The sequence below is a fragment of the Leifsonia sp. KNZ12-8B genome (assembly GCF_056755495.1).
Map to the genome: position 1 here is coordinate 38,381 of NZ_JBPGXM010000013.1, position 15,083 is coordinate 53,463.

12 protein-coding genes are annotated in these 15,083 nt (G+C 70.9%); 8 read left to right on the plus strand and 4 right to left on the minus strand.

Annotated elements, in window-relative coordinates:
- The first annotated feature begins 53 nt into the window (after positions 1–53).
- Positions 54–1,883, plus strand: a complete 1,830-nt coding sequence (locus tag ACR9ZG_RS03700) for a DUF4012 domain-containing protein (RefSeq protein WP_481283471.1) — start codon at positions 54–56, stop codon at positions 1,881–1,883.
- Between the two features lie 87 nt (positions 1,884–1,970).
- On the opposite strand, the gene ACR9ZG_RS03705 is transcribed toward ACR9ZG_RS03700, so the two are convergent.
- Together ACR9ZG_RS03705 and ACR9ZG_RS03710 are read right to left on the minus strand one after the other, a co-directional pair.
- On the minus strand, positions 1,971–2,765 hold the full coding sequence (locus ACR9ZG_RS03705; RefSeq protein WP_481283472.1) for a Bax inhibitor-1/YccA family protein: 795 nt from the start codon (positions 2,763–2,765) through the stop codon (positions 1,971–1,973).
- Between the two features lie 41 nt (positions 2,766–2,806).
- Positions 2,807–3,334, minus strand: coding sequence for a hypothetical protein (locus tag ACR9ZG_RS03710; protein ID WP_481283473.1), 528 nt, complete (start codon positions 3,332–3,334; stop codon positions 2,807–2,809).
- A 64-nt stretch (positions 3,335–3,398) separates the two neighbouring features.
- On the opposite strand from ACR9ZG_RS03710, the gene ACR9ZG_RS03715 reads away from it, so the two are divergent.
- The 3 genes from ACR9ZG_RS03715 to ACR9ZG_RS03725 are packed head-to-tail and all read left to right on the plus strand — an operon-like array spanning position 3,399 to position 8,074.
- The gene (locus ACR9ZG_RS03715) at positions 3,399–4,466 is read left to right on the plus strand and encodes a glycerophosphodiester phosphodiesterase family protein (RefSeq protein WP_481283474.1); all 1,068 of its coding nucleotides are present in this window, start codon (positions 3,399–3,401) and stop codon (positions 4,464–4,466) included.
- A gap of 42 nt (positions 4,467–4,508) precedes the next feature.
- Positions 4,509–7,025: an ATP-dependent helicase gene (locus ACR9ZG_RS03720; protein WP_481283475.1), complete on the plus strand. Its 2,517-nt coding sequence runs from the start codon at positions 4,509–4,511 to the stop codon at positions 7,023–7,025.
- Positions 7,026–7,063: 38 nt separating this feature from the next.
- Positions 7,064–8,074, plus strand: a complete 1,011-nt coding sequence (locus ACR9ZG_RS03725; RefSeq protein ID WP_481283476.1) for an FUSC family protein — start codon at positions 7,064–7,066, stop codon at positions 8,072–8,074.
- Here the strand turns inward: ACR9ZG_RS03725 and ACR9ZG_RS03730 are convergent.
- Both ACR9ZG_RS03730 and ACR9ZG_RS03735 read right to left on the minus strand, forming a co-directional pair.
- Positions 8,071–8,925: an oxygenase MpaB family protein gene (locus tag ACR9ZG_RS03730; RefSeq protein ID WP_481283477.1), complete on the minus strand. Its 855-nt coding sequence runs from the start codon at positions 8,923–8,925 to the stop codon at positions 8,071–8,073. The two genes, ACR9ZG_RS03725 and ACR9ZG_RS03730, sit on opposite strands and share 4 nt — an antisense overlap.
- A 48-nt stretch (positions 8,926–8,973) precedes the next feature.
- On the minus strand, positions 8,974–10,575 hold the full coding sequence (locus tag ACR9ZG_RS03735; protein WP_481283478.1) for a hypothetical protein: 1,602 nt from the start codon (positions 10,573–10,575) through the stop codon (positions 8,974–8,976).
- A 243-nt stretch (positions 10,576–10,818) separates the two neighbouring features.
- Between ACR9ZG_RS03735 and sucC the strand changes: the two genes are divergently transcribed.
- From sucC to ACR9ZG_RS03755, 4 genes are all read left to right on the plus strand, one after another.
- Entirely contained in the window at positions 10,819–11,982 is a 1,164-nt protein-coding gene (gene sucC / locus ACR9ZG_RS03740) for an ADP-forming succinate--CoA ligase subunit beta (protein ID WP_481283485.1), read from the plus strand.
- 26 nt (positions 11,983–12,008) lie between these two features.
- Complete coding sequence (gene sucD / locus ACR9ZG_RS03745; RefSeq protein WP_481283479.1) at positions 12,009–12,896, plus strand: succinate--CoA ligase subunit alpha; 888 nt, start codon at positions 12,009–12,011, stop codon at positions 12,894–12,896.
- A gap of 150 nt (positions 12,897–13,046) precedes the next feature.
- Entirely contained in the window at positions 13,047–14,444 is a 1,398-nt protein-coding gene (locus ACR9ZG_RS03750) for a hypothetical protein (protein ID WP_481283480.1), read from the plus strand.
- Positions 14,445–14,499: 55 nt separating this feature from the next.
- Positions 14,500–15,083: cell division protein PerM (locus ACR9ZG_RS03755; protein WP_481283481.1), on the plus strand; the 584-nt coding region annotated here is incomplete at its 3' end.

Genomic DNA, 15,083 nt, shown 5'->3' on the forward strand with positions numbered 1-15,083 from the left:
CGGGAGCCCGCGTCCTCACCGGGCGCTCAACCTCGCTCTGCTGTAATAGTGGAATGCCCGATTCCGCCTCCGCGACGCGAGTCTCGATCTCGCATGCCCGGCGGACCCGCAGCCGCCGCTTCCGCTGGACGATGGGAGTGGTGATCGCCCTGGCGGTCTGCGTCTTCGCCGCCATCTGGATCGGCGCGCGGGGGATCGCGGCCAAGAACGAGCTGGAGTCGGCCCTCCCGCTCGTGAACACCCTCAAGTCCCAGGTCGTCGCACAGGATGTGACCGGCGCGAAGAAGACGCTGGCGAAGCTGGAGCCGAAGACGGCCGCCGCACGCGCGAACACGAGCGATCCGATCTGGCGCGTCGCCGAGCTGGTGCCCGTCCTCGGGCCGAACCTCTCCGCCGTCCGCATCCTCGCCGGCTCGACCGACGACGTCGTCGCGAAGTCCATCAAGCCGCTCGTCGGCGTCCTCGGCACGGTCTCGCCCTCCAATCTCAAGCCCGTCGACGGCGCGCTCGATCTGAAGCCCCTCGAGAAGGCCATCCCGACCGTGGACAAGGCCGCAGCGGCGATGACCGAGGCGAACAAGCAGGTCGCCTCGATCGACGAGGGTTCGACGTTCGGTCCCGTCCGGGCGGCCACGACCCAGCTCGGCGACATGCTCGGCAAGGTCGACGAGCAGATGCAGCAGGCGAAGGCCGCCGTGCACGCCCTCCCGGTGGCGCTGGGCTCCGACAAGCCGCGCAACTACCTGATCATCTTCGAGAACAGCGGCGAGCTGCTCGCGAACGGCGGCACGACCGGGTCGATGGCGCTGCTCAACTTCGACAAGGGCAAGATCAGCCTGGTCAAGCAGTCGTCGGCGTCGGGCCGGGAGTTCCCGCGGTTCGACGACTACATCATCCCGCTCCCCGAAGACATCAAGAAGCTCTACCCGCAGGGCCTGGGCAAGCAGGTGCAGGACCTGACGATCACCCCGCGCTTCTCGCTCACCTACGACGTCGCGAAGGCGATGTGGAAGACGGCGAAGGGCGATGACATCGACGGGATCCTCGCGATGGACACCGTCACCCTCGGCAAGCTCCTGGAGGCGACGGGGCCGGTCGACGTCCTCCCCGGTCTGCAGCTCAACGCGGAGAACGCGGCGCGACTCCTCCTGATCGACATCTACGCCCTCTACCCGGACCCGGCGACCGTGGACAAGGTGCAGCAGGCCGTCGCGATCAACACGTTCACCAAGATCCTCGGCGGGGGAGCCGACCCGAAGAAGATGCTCGAGATCCTCATGAAGGCGGGCGAGGAGGGCCGCGTGAAGGCGTGGACCGGCGACAAGGCCGAGCAGAAGCTCATCAAGCTGACGCCGTTCTACGCGGAGCCGCCGGTCAGCACGAAGACCACCGACTGGTTCGGCGCCTACTTCATGGACCAGACGCCCTCGAAGATGGACTACTTCCTGCGGGTGAAGTTCAACGTGCGACAGAACATCTGCTCCGACGGCCACCGCTACGTCATGACGCGCGTCTCGCTGCTGAGCACGGCGCCGGCGGACGCCGCCGACGTGCTCCCGGAGTACGTGCTCGGCAACGGCGTGCTCGTGGCGCAGGGGAACGTGCAGATCGGGACCTCGGTCTACGCCCCTCCCGGCTACACCGTGCTCGGCACCGCGATCGACGCCGTGCCGCAGGCGGCCCCGATGGTCGGCAGCGATGGGAAGTACCCGGTCGCCCAGGCGGTGCAGCAGATGGCGCCGGGGCAGACCGTGGAGTTCGACGCCCTGTTCGACGCGGGCAAGACCCCGATCAAGACGCTGAAGGCGACGGCGACGCCGACCGTCAACCCGACGGAGATCACCGGCGGGCCGCTCCTCGACTGCGCGGCCATCGGAAAGTAAGCCCCTCCGACACGAAGAACGGGCCGGGAGCTGATGCTCCCGGCCCGTTCCTCGTGAGGCGGTGCGGTCGTTCTCTGCGGCTTGTCGCTAGTCGCGGCTGATGGCGAGGAGGCGCAGGATCTCCAGGTACAGCCAGATCACCGTGACCATGACGCCGAACGCGCCCGACCAGCCGTAGATGCGCGGTGCGCGGTTGCGGACGCCGCGCTGGATGAAGTCGAAGTCGAGCACGAGCGAGTAGGCGCCCATGATGACGACCAGGACGCCGATGATGACGCCGAGCGGGATGCCGAAGAGCTTCACGTCGCCGCTCAGGCCGAAGGCGCTGTTCGTGACGCCGGTCCAGACCAGGATGACGTTGACGATCGAGTACGCCAGGTACCCGAACATCGCGATCAGGAAGACCTTGGTCGCCTTCGCCGACGCGCGGATCTTGCCCGAGGCGAAGAGCGCCAGCGTGACGCCGACGACCGCCAGCGTGCCGATGACGGCCTGCAGGACGATGCCGGAGTAGAGGCTCTCGAACACCATCGAGATGGCGCCGATGAAGATGCCCTGCGCTCCGGCGTAGCTCAGGATGAGCGCCGGCGACGGCTGCTTCTTGAAGATGTTCACGAGCGCGAGCACGAAACCGACGATCGCGGCGGGCAGCGCGAGGACCGGCACGAGCCAGCCGACCACGGCGCCCGCGACGAGCACCGCGAAGCTGATCGCGGTCTTGTTGATCGTATCCTCGACCGTCATCCGGTCGGTCTGGGCGGCCGTCGCGGACGGCGCCTCATACATCTGCTCGAGGTTCTCGGCGGTGACGGTCGCGGTGGCCGCGCCCTTGCCGTTCTGGAACGCCGGGTTCGTTGAGAACGCCGGGTTGGTGAGTGCCATGGGTTCCTCGCTCTGTCGGGGACCGCCTGACGGGGTCTCGGTCAGTCCAATCTATCCGTTGCTTTTCTGAGAGTTCTGACAGCTTGCCATGAATCCAGGTGGATGGCGATGAAGCGGGCCAGCCAGGCGGCGGCGACGTCGACGACGACGCCGACCGCGACGGTGATCCAGCCCTGCTCGTACGTCGTCACGACCCGGACCAGCAGGAGGCTCGCGGCGATCGGCAGGGCGAGCACCGCGTAGCTCGGCAGCGGGCGCAACCGCACCAGGAGCCAGGCCGCGAGCGGCACGGCGTAGCACCAGGCGAAGCCAGAGCCGCCGAGCATCAGCCACGTGAACCCCAGCACCGGGAGCACCACGGCGACCCGCCGCCCGATCGTCGACGGCAGCACCGCCCACCCGGCCGGCTGCATGATCGATCCGATCAGGAGGAAGGGGAGGCTGTACGCCGTCGTGATGAGGATGAAGCCGCTGCCGACGAGGATCATCGCGAGCCCGGCGACCAGCCTGCTCCGGTAGCCGCCCCAGCGCAGCGGGAGGCGGGAGGTCGGCTCGGTCCAGGCGCGCACGGCACGATTCTGGCATCGGCTGCGCCACCCGGGACAGCCCCCGAGAGCGGGCTAGGATCGCACCATGCGCGCCCGTCCGACCCCGCTGGTGATCGGTCACCGCGGGGCGCCCGGCTACCGGCCGGAGCACATCAGGGCGTCGTACGAGCTCGCATTCGCCCTCGGCGCCGACGCCGTCGAGCCGGACATCGTCGCCACGAAGGACGGCGTGCTGGTGCTCCGCCACGAGAACGAGATCTCCGGCACCACCGACGTCGCCGACCATCCGGAGTTCGCGGACCGGCGGACCACGCGCGAGGTCGACGGCACGCCGCTCACCGGCTGGTTCACGGAGGACTTCACGTGGGCCGAGCTGTCCGCCCTGCGGGCGCGGGAGCGCCTGCCTCACCTGCGTCAGGCGAGCTCGACCTTCGACGGTCAGTACCCGATCCTGCGCCTGCGCGACCTGCTGCAGCTCATCGACGCCGCCTCGGAGCCCGCGGGGCGCGCCCTCGGGCTCGTGGCGGAGCTGAAGCACGCCACCCATTTCGCCGCGGCCGGACTGCCGCTCGACGAGCTGTTCACCGCCGAGCTGGCGGATGCCGGCTGGGCCGATCATCCCGGGCTCGTGGTGGAGAGCTTCGAGCCGACGGTGTTGCAGTTGCTGCACGACCGCGGCTTCCGCGGCCGGCGCGTCTACCTGCTGGAGGACACGGGCGCGCCATACGACCGGGTCGCCGCGCACGGCTCCGCAGCCGCGTCGTACGAGTCGGACCTGAGCCTGCGCGGCCTCTACGCGCTGGGTTCCGCCGCGTCCGCCGCCGAGCGGGTCGACGGGATCAGCGTCGAGACCTCCCGCATCCTGGCCTCCGGCTCGGTGACGGTCGCGCTGTTCGCGGATGACGGCGACGGCGGGGACATCGGCTCGGTGACCTCTGACCTGGTCGATCTCGCGCATTCCGCCGGGCTCTCGGTGTACACCTGGACGCTCCGGCCCGAGAACGCGCTGATGCCCGACCGTTTCCGCGGCGAGGGAGGCGATGCGGCCTGGGGACACTGGCGCCGCTACTACTCGATCCTGCTGCACTCGGGCGTCGACGGCGTGTTCGCCGACCATCCCGATCTCGCCGTGGCGGTCCGCGACGGCCGCTGACCCGGCGCAATGACAGTGGGGGCGGCTAAAATCGCTGGAGACATGACGAGCCTCCCCGACGCCACCTCCTCCTCTCCCTCCTCCTCCGTCCCGATCATCCTCGACGGGTGGGAGGGCGATCGCGGCGGCGACGACCGCGGCGGAAGCGACTCCGCCGCCGGACGCGGCGGCGGGCGCCGCCTCGACGACCGGCTGTTCGCGGGGCTCAACCCGCAGCAGCGCGAGGCGGCGGAGTACCGCGGCCCGGCCCTCCTGATCGTCGCCGGCGCCGGCTCCGGCAAGACCAGCGTGCTGACGCGGCGCATCGCCGGCCTCATCGAGAGCAGGGAGGCCTGGCCGAGCCAGATCCTCGCCATCACGTTCACGAACAAGGCGGCGAACGAGATGCGCGAGCGCGTGGAGGCGCTGCTCGGGGGCCGCGCCCAGGGCATGTGGATCTCGACGTTCCACTCGTCCTGCGTCCGCATCCTGCGACGGGAGGCCGAGACGCTCGGCAAGACGTCGAGCTTCACCATCTACGACTCCGGTGACACCCGCGCACTCCTCAAGCGGATCATCAAGGAGCTCGACGCGGACACGCTCGGCTTCACGGTCGCCGGGACCGCCAACCGCATCTCCAAGCTCAAGAACGAGCTCACCGATCTCGAGACCCATGCGCGGAACGCCAACCTCAGCGACCCGCAGGAGGTGATGTTCCTCGAGATCTTCCGTCAGTACACCCGGGCGCTGCGCCGGGCGAACGCCTTCGACTTCGACGACCTCATCGCCGAGACGGTCTACCTGTTCCGTGCCTTCCCCAAGGTCGCCGCGCTGTACCAGCGGCGCTTCCGGCACATCCTGGTGGACGAGTACCAGGACACCAACCACGCGCAGTACGCCCTCATCCGCGAGCTGACCATGCCGATCGCGCCGGCCATCGCCGACGAGCTCGAGGCTCAGGGCCAGCACGTCGAGCGGATGCGCGACGCCGTCGGCGCCATCCCGGGTGCCTCGCTCACCGTGGTCGGCGACTCCGACCAGTCCATCTACGCCTTCCGCGGCGCCGACATCCGCAACATCGTCGAGTTCGAGCGCGATTTCCCCGGCGCGAAGGTCGTGCTGCTCGAGCAGAACTACCGCTCGACCCAGAACATCCTGAACGCCGCCAACGCGGTCATCGCGAACAACTTCGACCGCAAGGACAAGCGGCTCTGGACCGCGGTCGGCGACGGCGAGAAGATCATCGGCTACACCGGATACTCCGGTCACGACGAGGCGCAGTTCGTCGCCGACGAGATCGAGAAGCTTCACGCCGCCGGCATGGACTACAAGGACATCGCCGTCTTCTATCGGACGAACGCCCAGACCCGTGCGCTGGAGGAGATCTTCATCCGCTCCGCGCTGCCGTACAAGGTGATGGGCGGCACGAAGTTCTACGAGCGGGCCGAGATCAAGGACGCGATGGCGTACCTGATCAGCGTCGCCAACCCGGACGACATCCTGGCGCTGCGGCGCATCCTGAACACCCCGAAGCGCGGCATCGGGCCGGCGACGGAGACGCAGCTCGCGAGCTACGCGGAGGACAACGGGATCAGCTTCCGCGACGCCATGCGCGACGCGGGCTCGCTCGGTCTCGGCCCGAAGGTGACCGCGGCGATCCTGCAGCTGTCGAACCTGCTCGACGAGGCCGCCGCGAAGATCGATCCGGCGAACCCGGCCGGTGCCTCGTCGGTCCCGGATGTGCTGACCTTCCTCCTCGACGGCAGCGGCCTGCTGGAGGTGCTGCGCAACAGCAGGGACCCGCAGGACGAGGCGCGCGCCGAGAACGTGGACGAGCTCGTCGCCGTGACGCGCGAGTTCGCGCGCAACAACCCCGACGGCACGCTGGTGGACTTCCTGACCGAGGTGTCGCTGGTCGCCGCGGCGGATGAGATCGACGACTCGAGCGGAGCCGTCTCGCTGATGACGCTGCACACCGCGAAGGGTCTGGAGTACGACGCCGTCTTCCTCACCGGTGTGGAGGAGGACCTGCTGCCGCACCGCATGTCGGCGAACGAGCCGGGCGGACCGGCGGAGGAGCGCCGGCTGTTCTACGTGGGCATCACGCGGGCGAAGAAGCGGCTGTTCCTGTCGCTCGCGATGACCAGGGCGCAGTTCGGCGAGACCGCCGTGGCGATGCCGAGCCGCTATCTGCAAGAGATCCCCGCAGACCTCATCGACTGGCGGCAGTCGCCCGGCGCGGCCAACGGCCGCGGCGGATCGCAGTCGCGGGCGCTGAACGCCAGGCGGCCCGGTCTCGCCGCCGGCGACTCCGGCCGCTGGAACGACAGCTTCCGGGCCGGCGGCTTCACCAAGCCGGAACGGCCGAAGGCGGAGTGGCCCAACCGGGTGACCGGGCAGGTCCGGGACAACAGCGGCCTGGAGCTGGCTCCCGGTGACCGCATCCGGCACACCGACTTCGGTGAGGGCCGGGTGACGGCCGTCACCGGCGAGGGCGCCAAGCGCGTCGCGCACGTGCAGTTCGAGAAGGTGGGCGCGAAGAAGCTCCTCATCAAGATCGCCCCCATCGACAAGCTGTGAGGGCGCGAGGAGCCGGGGGAGCGTCCGCTCCCTCCTCGATGAGCGTCGAAGTCGGCCTGCGCGCCGCGCTGGCGGTCGCCGTCCCGCTGCTGATCCTGCTGGCGGCCGATCGCCTCGACCTGGCGGCGTACGCGAGCTTCGGCGCCATGACCGCGCTCTACGGCCGCAACGAGCCGTACCGCCTCCGCGTGCGCAGCGTCACGGTCGCCGGCATCGCTCTGCTGGTCAGCATCTCGCTGGGCGTGTGGCTGGCCGTGCTGCACGAGCCGCTGTGGCTCGCCGCGCTGCTGCTGGTGTTCATCGTCGCCGCCGGGACCGTGCTCGCGACCGCCTTCCAGCTGATGCCGCCGCAGACGCTGTTCTTCGTGTTCGCGCTGCTGGTCTGCGCGGCGGTGCCCACCACGGCCGCCGACGCGCTGCCGCGGATCGGCCTGGCCGTCGTCGTGGCCGTGTACGCGTGGCTGCTGACCATGTCCGGGTGGCTGCTGCGCCGGCTGGCCGGCCCGCGCCCGCATTTGGCGCTGCTGAAGGAACTGCGGCGTCGCCCCGCGGTCGACCGTTCGGCCGTCCGAGACCCCCGGGTGTGGCTGACGGCCGCTCAGAACGTCGTGGGCGTGCTCATCGCCGGGGGCATCGCGCTCTCGCTGGGACTCGGGCACGCGTACTGGGCGGTGGTGAGTCTCGTCGCGGTCATCCCGCCCGCGCGTGCCGCGCACTCGATCTCGCGCTCGCTGCACCGCATCGTCGGCACGATCGTGGGTGTCGCGGTCACCGCGCTGCTGCTGTTCTGGAGCCCGCCCGCGCTCTTCGTGATCGGCGTGATCGTCGTCTCGCAGTTCTTCGCGGAGGTGCTGGTGGGGCGGCACTACGGGGCGGCCCTCGTCTTCATCACCCCGCTGGCACTCGCCGTGTCCTACCTCTCGGCGGGAGCTCCGCTGGGCCAGCTGGTCGTGGACCGCGTGCTGGAGACGTTGCTCGGCGCGGGCATCGGCATCGTGCTGGTGCTGCTCGCACGCTGGGTCGAACGCTCCCGCGGCCTGGCGCCCTAGCCGGGCACGCTGTCCGAACCGCGGTTCGCGTCCGGTCGTCGCGCCGCCTCCGCCGCCTCCGCGGCCACCGCCCGCCGCAGGCGCCGCAGGTACACATCCCGCGGCGCCTGGCGCAGCGGAAGCGGCACGCGCGGGTAGACGGCGGCCAGGCGCCGCATCCACCGGTCGAACCTCCGTGCGCGACGCTCGTCCCACGGCAGTCCGAACTGCCGGCGCACGGTGCCGGGGAGCAGGCCCGCCGTGACCAGCCGTACATCCGGAAGAAACGCTCGCAGCCACAGCGGCACGGCCCGCGGATACAGGATCTGCGCGGCGACCTGCCGGGTCGACTCGGTGACGTGGAGCCGCGGGACCATCGCCTGCCAGTACTCCGCGAACGCCTCCCTGGTGGGCGGCCACAGCTCCGGCGGCACCTGGAGGTTGAGACCGGAGCGCGTCACCGCGCTGTAGACCTCGTCCGCCGTCGATGGCGGAAGCGATCCGAACACCCGGTCGTGCAGTTGCGCCATCGTGTCGTAGAGCGTCGCCGCGACCCACAGCTGCAACTCCGGGTCGAACGCGTTGTAGGCCGGCCCTTCCTCGTTCGCCCGCGCCCGCACCGGCGCATGCGCACGGTTCACCGCCCGCCGCACCACCGCGAGCTCCTCCGGCGTCGCGAATACCGACGCATAGACGAGGGTCAACGTGGAGTGCAGCCGGTCCATCGCCCGATGCTGGAAGTCGCTGTGCTCGGCGACCGCCCGGCCCACCGCCGGGTGCGCGATCTGCAGCAGCAGCGCCCGCCCGGCGCCCACCAGCGGCAGCGCCTCGCCCGCGAGCTGTTCGAGGGCGGTCGCGTGCGTCGTCTCCACCCGCCCATCGTGCCCGGACCACCTGCGAATGCCCCGTAGGCCACGTCATCACGCCGCCTCCCCGCGGGTCCGGAACAGCCGCGCCCGCGACACCCGGGAGGTCCGCAGGGCGTGGGAGGCGCTGCGCCGGCGCCGACCACCCGCGAGCAGGAGGGTGCCACCACCCGCCAGCGCGCCCAGGGCCAGCCACGCCGGTGTCGCCGGCAGGTCGGACCCCGTCTCCGCCAGCTCCACGGTGGACACGCCGGCGACCGCGGCCGCCGCCGCAGGGGCAGCCGGCGCCTCCGACGCCGCAGGAGCGGTCGGCGCGGCCGTGGCCGTCGTCTCGGGCACGACGCGAGCCGCGGCCGGCGGCTCCACGTGCGTCACCTCCTCGGCGATCCCGAACGGAGACTGCCACTCCCTCACCCGCTCACCCCCGGATCCCGGGGCCAGGGCCGCGGGATCGATCCGCTCGACCCACACGTAGTAGCCGGGGGACGGCACGGTGCACTCGGGGGTGCTGTAGTCGCCGGTCCCGGCCACGGCCGTCCGGACGGTGCACACCTCCGGCGCGTCCGCCGGCACCGCAGGCGCCTGCTCGATCGGGGTCTCGAACGGGCCGAGCAGGCGGCTCTCGACGACGACCTCCACGGGCACCAACCCGTCCTCGCCGTTGCGCACCGGCCAGGTGGGGAGCAGGCCTTCGCCCGGGGCGACGGCCACCGTCAGATGGTCGAGGATGGTCGCTCCCGGCTCAGCCGTCGTCGCACTCGTGCGTGTGGTGACGGTCGGCTGGAAGGGGAGGGGAGAGGGTCCGGTCACGCTCGCCCCGGCCGCGGCGGTCGCGGTGGCCGGGACGGCCACGAGCAGCGCCTGGGCGTCGTCCTGCGGTACGGCCACGCGCAGGCCGTCACCATAGGGGAGGGCCTGCAGTGCTGCCGTCGCGGTCACCGAGACGCTGGCGTCCGACCCCGTCGGGACGATCGCCACGTCGGTTCCCGTCGGGATGGCGGAGGTGATGGATCCGTCCTCGAACGTCGCTCCGGTCAGGGTCACCGTGGCCGCATGGGCACCGGGCGGCAGCACCTCGGCCCCGGAGAGCCGGTCGACGGTCAGCTCGACCCGCACACGGCCGGGGCCGGTCTCGGCGAGCTCGACCAGCGCCTCCGCGTGCACTCCCGTCGATCCGCGCGTCTCGGCCTCCGCTTTCATCTCGTGCGCGCGGGCGATGGCCGCGTCGGCATCGGCGCCCGCGCGTGCCGCCACGCTCTCGAGCGAATGACCGCCCAGGCCGGCCACCAGCCAGGTCGCGAGCTGCCCGGCCGCCGCCGTCAGCCGGTCGTCGGTGCCCGCCCAGTTGCGGGAGATGTAGGCGAGCTGGGCCCCTTGCTCCGGCGTGTACCAGCCGAGGCTTGCGCCGTCGGCGTAGTCGAGCGTGTGGCCGGTCGGACTCGGCTTGCCGGCGTTGAGGCAGAAGCCCTGGGCGCCGTCGTCGAGGCGGTACGTGCCGAGCCACCACCCGTCGGTCGACATGTAGCCGGGCCCGTGGCCGACGCCTTCGAGCGCGCGGGCACCGCTCGCGGGAAGGAGCCCGCTCAGGATGCCGACCAGCACGGCCGCGCCGGCCAGGGACACGATGGTTCTGAGATGTGAGATGCGACTGATCATGGGTCCACCCTCGGCGGGCGGAGGGCGGCGCGGACGGCGGGCGGCGGATCTGTGGAGAAGTCGCCGCAGGGCCGGTGCGGTGGACGATCGCGGGGGTCCACAGATTCGGGCCGTCCAGCGGGACGCGGTAAGGTTCTCAGTGGCGAATTTATCTCGGCGTCGAGCTATTCTCGCGTCGCCCGCCAGGAGAATCAGCCGGAAGCGCCACGAGCGCGACGGAACCAAGCAGCGGATTGGATGACCGTGGATCTATACGAGTACCAGGCCAGAGACCTGTTCGAGAAGTACGGAGTCCCGGTCCTGCCGGGCATCGTCGCGGACACCCCCGAGGAGGTGCGCGCGGCCGCCGAGAAGCTCGGCGGAGTGACCGTCGTCAAGGCGCAGGTCAAGACGGGCGGCCGGGGCAAGGCCGGCGGCGTCAAGGTCGCGAAGTCGCCCGATGAGGCGGAGGAGGCCGCGAAGGCCATCCTGGGACTCGACATCAAGGGCCACGTCGTGCGCCGCGTCATGGTCGCCGGGGGCGCCCGCATCGCCCGCGAGTTCTACTTCTCCGTGCTCCTCGACCGCGCCAACCGCTCCTACCTCTCGCTGACGAGCGTCGAGGGCGGCATGGAGATCGAGCAGCTCGCCGTCGAGAAGCCGGAGGCGCTCGCCCGCATCGAGGTCGACCCCACCACCGGCATCGACGCGGCCAAGGCCGTCGAGATCGCGAAGGCGGCCGGCTTCCCCGACGAGCTCGTCGACAAGGTCGCCGACGTCTTCGTCAAGCTCTACGACGTCTACAAGGGCGAGGACGCGACCCTGGTCGAGGTCAACCCGCTGGTCCTGACCGAGGAGGGCGACATCATCGCGCTCGACGGCAAGGTCACCTTCGACGACAACGCCGAGTTCCGCCACCCCGAGCACGAGGCGCTCGAGGACAAGGCCGCCGCCGACCCGCTGGAGGCGAAGGCCAAGGCCGCCGACCTCAACTACGTCAAGCTCGACGGGCAGGTCGGCATCATCGGCAACGGCGCGGGCCTCGTCATGTCGACGCTCGACGTCGTCTCCTACGCGGGTGAGAAGCACAGCGGCGTCAAGCCGGCGAACTTCCTCGACATCGGCGGCGGCGCGTCCGCCGAGGTCATGGCGGCGGGCCTGGACGTCATCCTCAACGACCCGCAGGTGAAGAGCGTCTTCGTGAACGTCTTCGGCGGCATCACCGCCTGCGACGCGGTCGCGAACGGCATCGTGAAGGCGCTCGAGATCCTGGGCGACGAGGCCAACAAGCCGCTGGTGGTCCGTCTCGACGGCAACAAGGTCGACGAGGGGCGCCGCATCCTCACCGAGGCGGACCACCCGCTGGTGACGCTCGCTCTCACCATGGACGAGGGCGCCGACAAGGCCGCCGAGCTGGCCGCGAAGTAAGCGCCGAGTAAAGGACGAACAACAGAATGTCTATCTTCCTCAACAAGGACTCCAAGGTCATCGTCCAGGGCATCACCGGCGGCGAGGGCACCAAGCACACCGCGCTGATGCTGAAAGCCGGCACCCAGGTCGTCGGCGGCGTGAACGCGCGCAAGGCCGGCACGACCGTCACCCACGGCGACGTCGAGCTCCCCGTCTTCGGCACCGTGGTCGAGGCCATCGAGAAGACCGGCGCCGACGTGTCGATCATCTTCGTGCCGCCGGCGTTCGCGAAGGATGCGATGGTCGAGGCGATCGACGCCGAGATCCCGCTCCTCGTCGTCATCACCGAGGGCATCCCGGTGCAGGACTCCGCCGAGGCGTGGGCGTACGCCAAGGAGAAGGGCAGCAAGACCCGGATCATCGGCCCGAACTGCCCCGGCATCATCACCCCGGGTGAGTCGCTCGTCGGCATCACCCCGGCGACCATCACCGGCAAGGGCCCGATCGGCCTCGTGTCGAAGTCGGGCACGCTGACCTACCAGATGATGTACGAGCTGCGCGACCTCGGCTTCTCGACCGCCATCGGCATCGGCGGCGACCCGGTCATCGGCACCACGCACATCGACGCGCTCGCCGCGTTCGAGGCCGACCCCGAGACCAAGGCCATCGTCATGATCGGCGAGATCGGCGGCGACGCCGAGGAGCGCGCGGCCGACTTCATCAAGGCCAACGTGACGAAGCCGGTCGTCGGCTACGTCGCCGGCTTCACCGCCCCCGAGGGCAAGACCATGGGCCACGCCGGTGCCATCGTCTCCGGCTCGGCGGGCACCGCGCAGGCCAAGAAGGAGGCGCTGGAGGCCGCGGGCGTGAAGGTCGGCAAGACCCCGTCCGAGACCGCCGCGCTGCTGCGCGAGGTGTACGCGGCGCTGTAAGCGCACCGCGACACGCGACACGCGACACGCGACATCGGGAGGCCGGGGCCGGAAGGTCCCGGCCTTCCGCGTCCCGGCTCGTCCGCAGATGGGTATGCCCCGCCGAGCCCTCCCCGCGTTACCCTGGCCGCGACCGGAAGGGGGCGCGCCATGGCTCGCTCGTCCGATACCGATGTGCTGCAGAGGCTGGCCGACCTCGAGGCGGAGAACGCCCGCCTGCGGGAGGAGCTGGAGAACCGCCCCACCGAGCAGATACCCCGCGTCGACACGGGGACCGGCCAGCGCCCGGTCCGCCGCACGTCGCGCGGCTGGGGCTGGACGCTGCTCTCGGTGGTCCTCCTGGTGATCGGCGCCGTGCTGGCCCCGGTGGCGGTGGTGGCGTCGTGGGCGCGGGTCCAGCTGACCGACACGAGCACCTTCGTCGCTGCGTACGCTCCGCTGGCGAACGATCCGGGTGTGCAGTCCTACGTCACCGATCAGGCGGTCGGCGCGATCGAGGACTCCGTCGACATCCCGCAGCTCACCGACCAGGTCGTGGACGGCATCACCCAGCTGGGCACGGGCCCGGTCGCGACGAAGGCGCTCGAAGCGCTGAAGGCTCCGCTCGCCCAGGGCATCCAGTCGCTCATCCGGTCGACGGTCTCGTCGTTCGTCGCCTCCGATGCGTTCGAACAGGTCTGGCAGGAGGCGTTGCGGGCGACGCACACGCAGTTCGTCGCGGTGATGCAGAACGACCAGAACGCCGCTGTCGAGATCGGCTCCAACGGCTCGATCGGCGTGCAGCTCGGGCCGATCATCGAGCGGGTGAAGCAGGTGCTCGTCGACCGCGGGCTCACGATCGCCGCCCAGATCCCCGCGATCGATCGCACGATCACGGTCGCCCAGTCCAGCTCCATCCCGACCGTACAGCTCTTCTACGGCCTCGCCGTCGCGGCCGGCGCCTGGCTGCCGTGGATCGCCATCGCCTTCCTCGCGCTCGGGGTGATCGTCGCTCGCCGACGTGCCCTCGCCCTCGTCTGGGCGGCCGTGGCCCTGGCCATCGCCATGGTCGTCGTGGTCGCAGGACTCGGGATCGGGCGCCTGCTCTTCACCGCCTCCGTCTCTCCGGCGTACATGCCGTCGAGTGTGGCCGACACGTTCTACAGCGCGGTCACGACGGCGATGCGGGAGACGGGTGTGGCCGTGCTGGTGCTGGCGATCGTCGTCGCGCTGGTCGGGTGGTACGCCGGCCCCTTCGGCGTCCCGCGGAGGCTGCGCGGCTTCTTCGGCGACGGCGTCGCCTGGGTGCGCGGTGCGGCCGAGCGGCACGGCATCACGACGGGCCGCGTCGGGGAGTGGCTCTACGCCCAGCGGACGCTGCTGCGCGCCGCCGTCGCGGTGATCGCGGCGGCCGTCGTCTTGTTCGTGCGGCCGCTCACCACGTCGCTGATCGTCTGGACCCTCGTCATCGCGGCCGTGGTCGTCGCGCTGCTCGAGCTGCTGCAGCGGCCGGTGGTGCAGGTCCCGGCGGGCGCCGACGAGGAGACGCCGATCATGACCGTCTCCTGAGCAGCGAAGTGTCGGCCGGACGGGGGAGGTGCGGCCGGGTAGGCTCCATCCGGTCATGAATCGCACATCCGTCGCCCTGCTCGCCGCGTTGGAGGCGGTCATCGTCGCCGCCATCGGGCTGGGCGTCTGCCTGGTGCCGCTCACGCTGCTGTGGGCGGTGCAGTACCAGCTCGGGGCGGACTGGCTGGTCGTCTGGCGGGCGGCGGCGGACATCTGGCTGGTGGGCCACGGCGTCAACCTGACGGTCGCGCTCGACGCTCAGACCGTCGCGACGCTCGGGCTGCCGGGAGCCGCGGCGCCCTTCCAGCTCACGATCGCGCTGCTCGGCTTCTCCGTGCTCACCGCCGGTCTGGGCGTGCGCACCGGCACCAGGGCTGCGGAGACGCCGCACCGCATCACCGGCGCGGTCACCGCGATCGCCGTGTTCCTCGTGATCTCGGCCCTCGTCGCGCTGACGGCCGGCAGTGCGGTGGTGCGGCCGTCGGTGTGGCAGGGGTTCCTCCTGCCGCCGTTCGTCTACGCGGTCGGAGTCGGCTGCGGGTTCGTGCTCGCCGCGCTGCGGTCGGCGGCCTCGCGCTCGACGGCCTCGTCGGTTCCGGCCGTGCCGGAGGGCGACACGCACGGCGCCCGCCCCGACAC

Bases quoted from the DNA above. Each gene is read 5' to 3' on its own strand.
- ACR9ZG_RS03735 (WP_481283478.1), bottom strand. From the start codon at position 10,575: ATGATCAGTCGCATCTCACATCTCAGAACCATCGTGTCCCTGGCCGGC.
- ACR9ZG_RS03720 (WP_481283475.1), top strand. From the start codon at position 4,509: ATGACGAGCCTCCCCGACGCCACCTCCTCCTCTCCCTCCTCCTCCGTC.
- ACR9ZG_RS03725 (WP_481283476.1), top strand. From the start codon at position 7,064: ATGAGCGTCGAAGTCGGCCTGCGCGCCGCGCTGGCGGTCGCCGTCCCG.
- sucD (WP_481283479.1), top strand. From the start codon at position 12,009: ATGTCTATCTTCCTCAACAAGGACTCCAAGGTCATCGTCCAGGGCATC.
- ACR9ZG_RS03750 (WP_481283480.1), top strand. From the start codon at position 13,047: ATGGCTCGCTCGTCCGATACCGATGTGCTGCAGAGGCTGGCCGACCTC.
- ACR9ZG_RS03700 (WP_481283471.1), top strand. From the start codon at position 54: ATGCCCGATTCCGCCTCCGCGACGCGAGTCTCGATCTCGCATGCCCGG.
- ACR9ZG_RS03715 (WP_481283474.1), top strand. From the start codon at position 3,399: ATGCGCGCCCGTCCGACCCCGCTGGTGATCGGTCACCGCGGGGCGCCC.
- ACR9ZG_RS03705 (WP_481283472.1), bottom strand. From the start codon at position 2,765: ATGGCACTCACCAACCCGGCGTTCTCAACGAACCCGGCGTTCCAGAAC.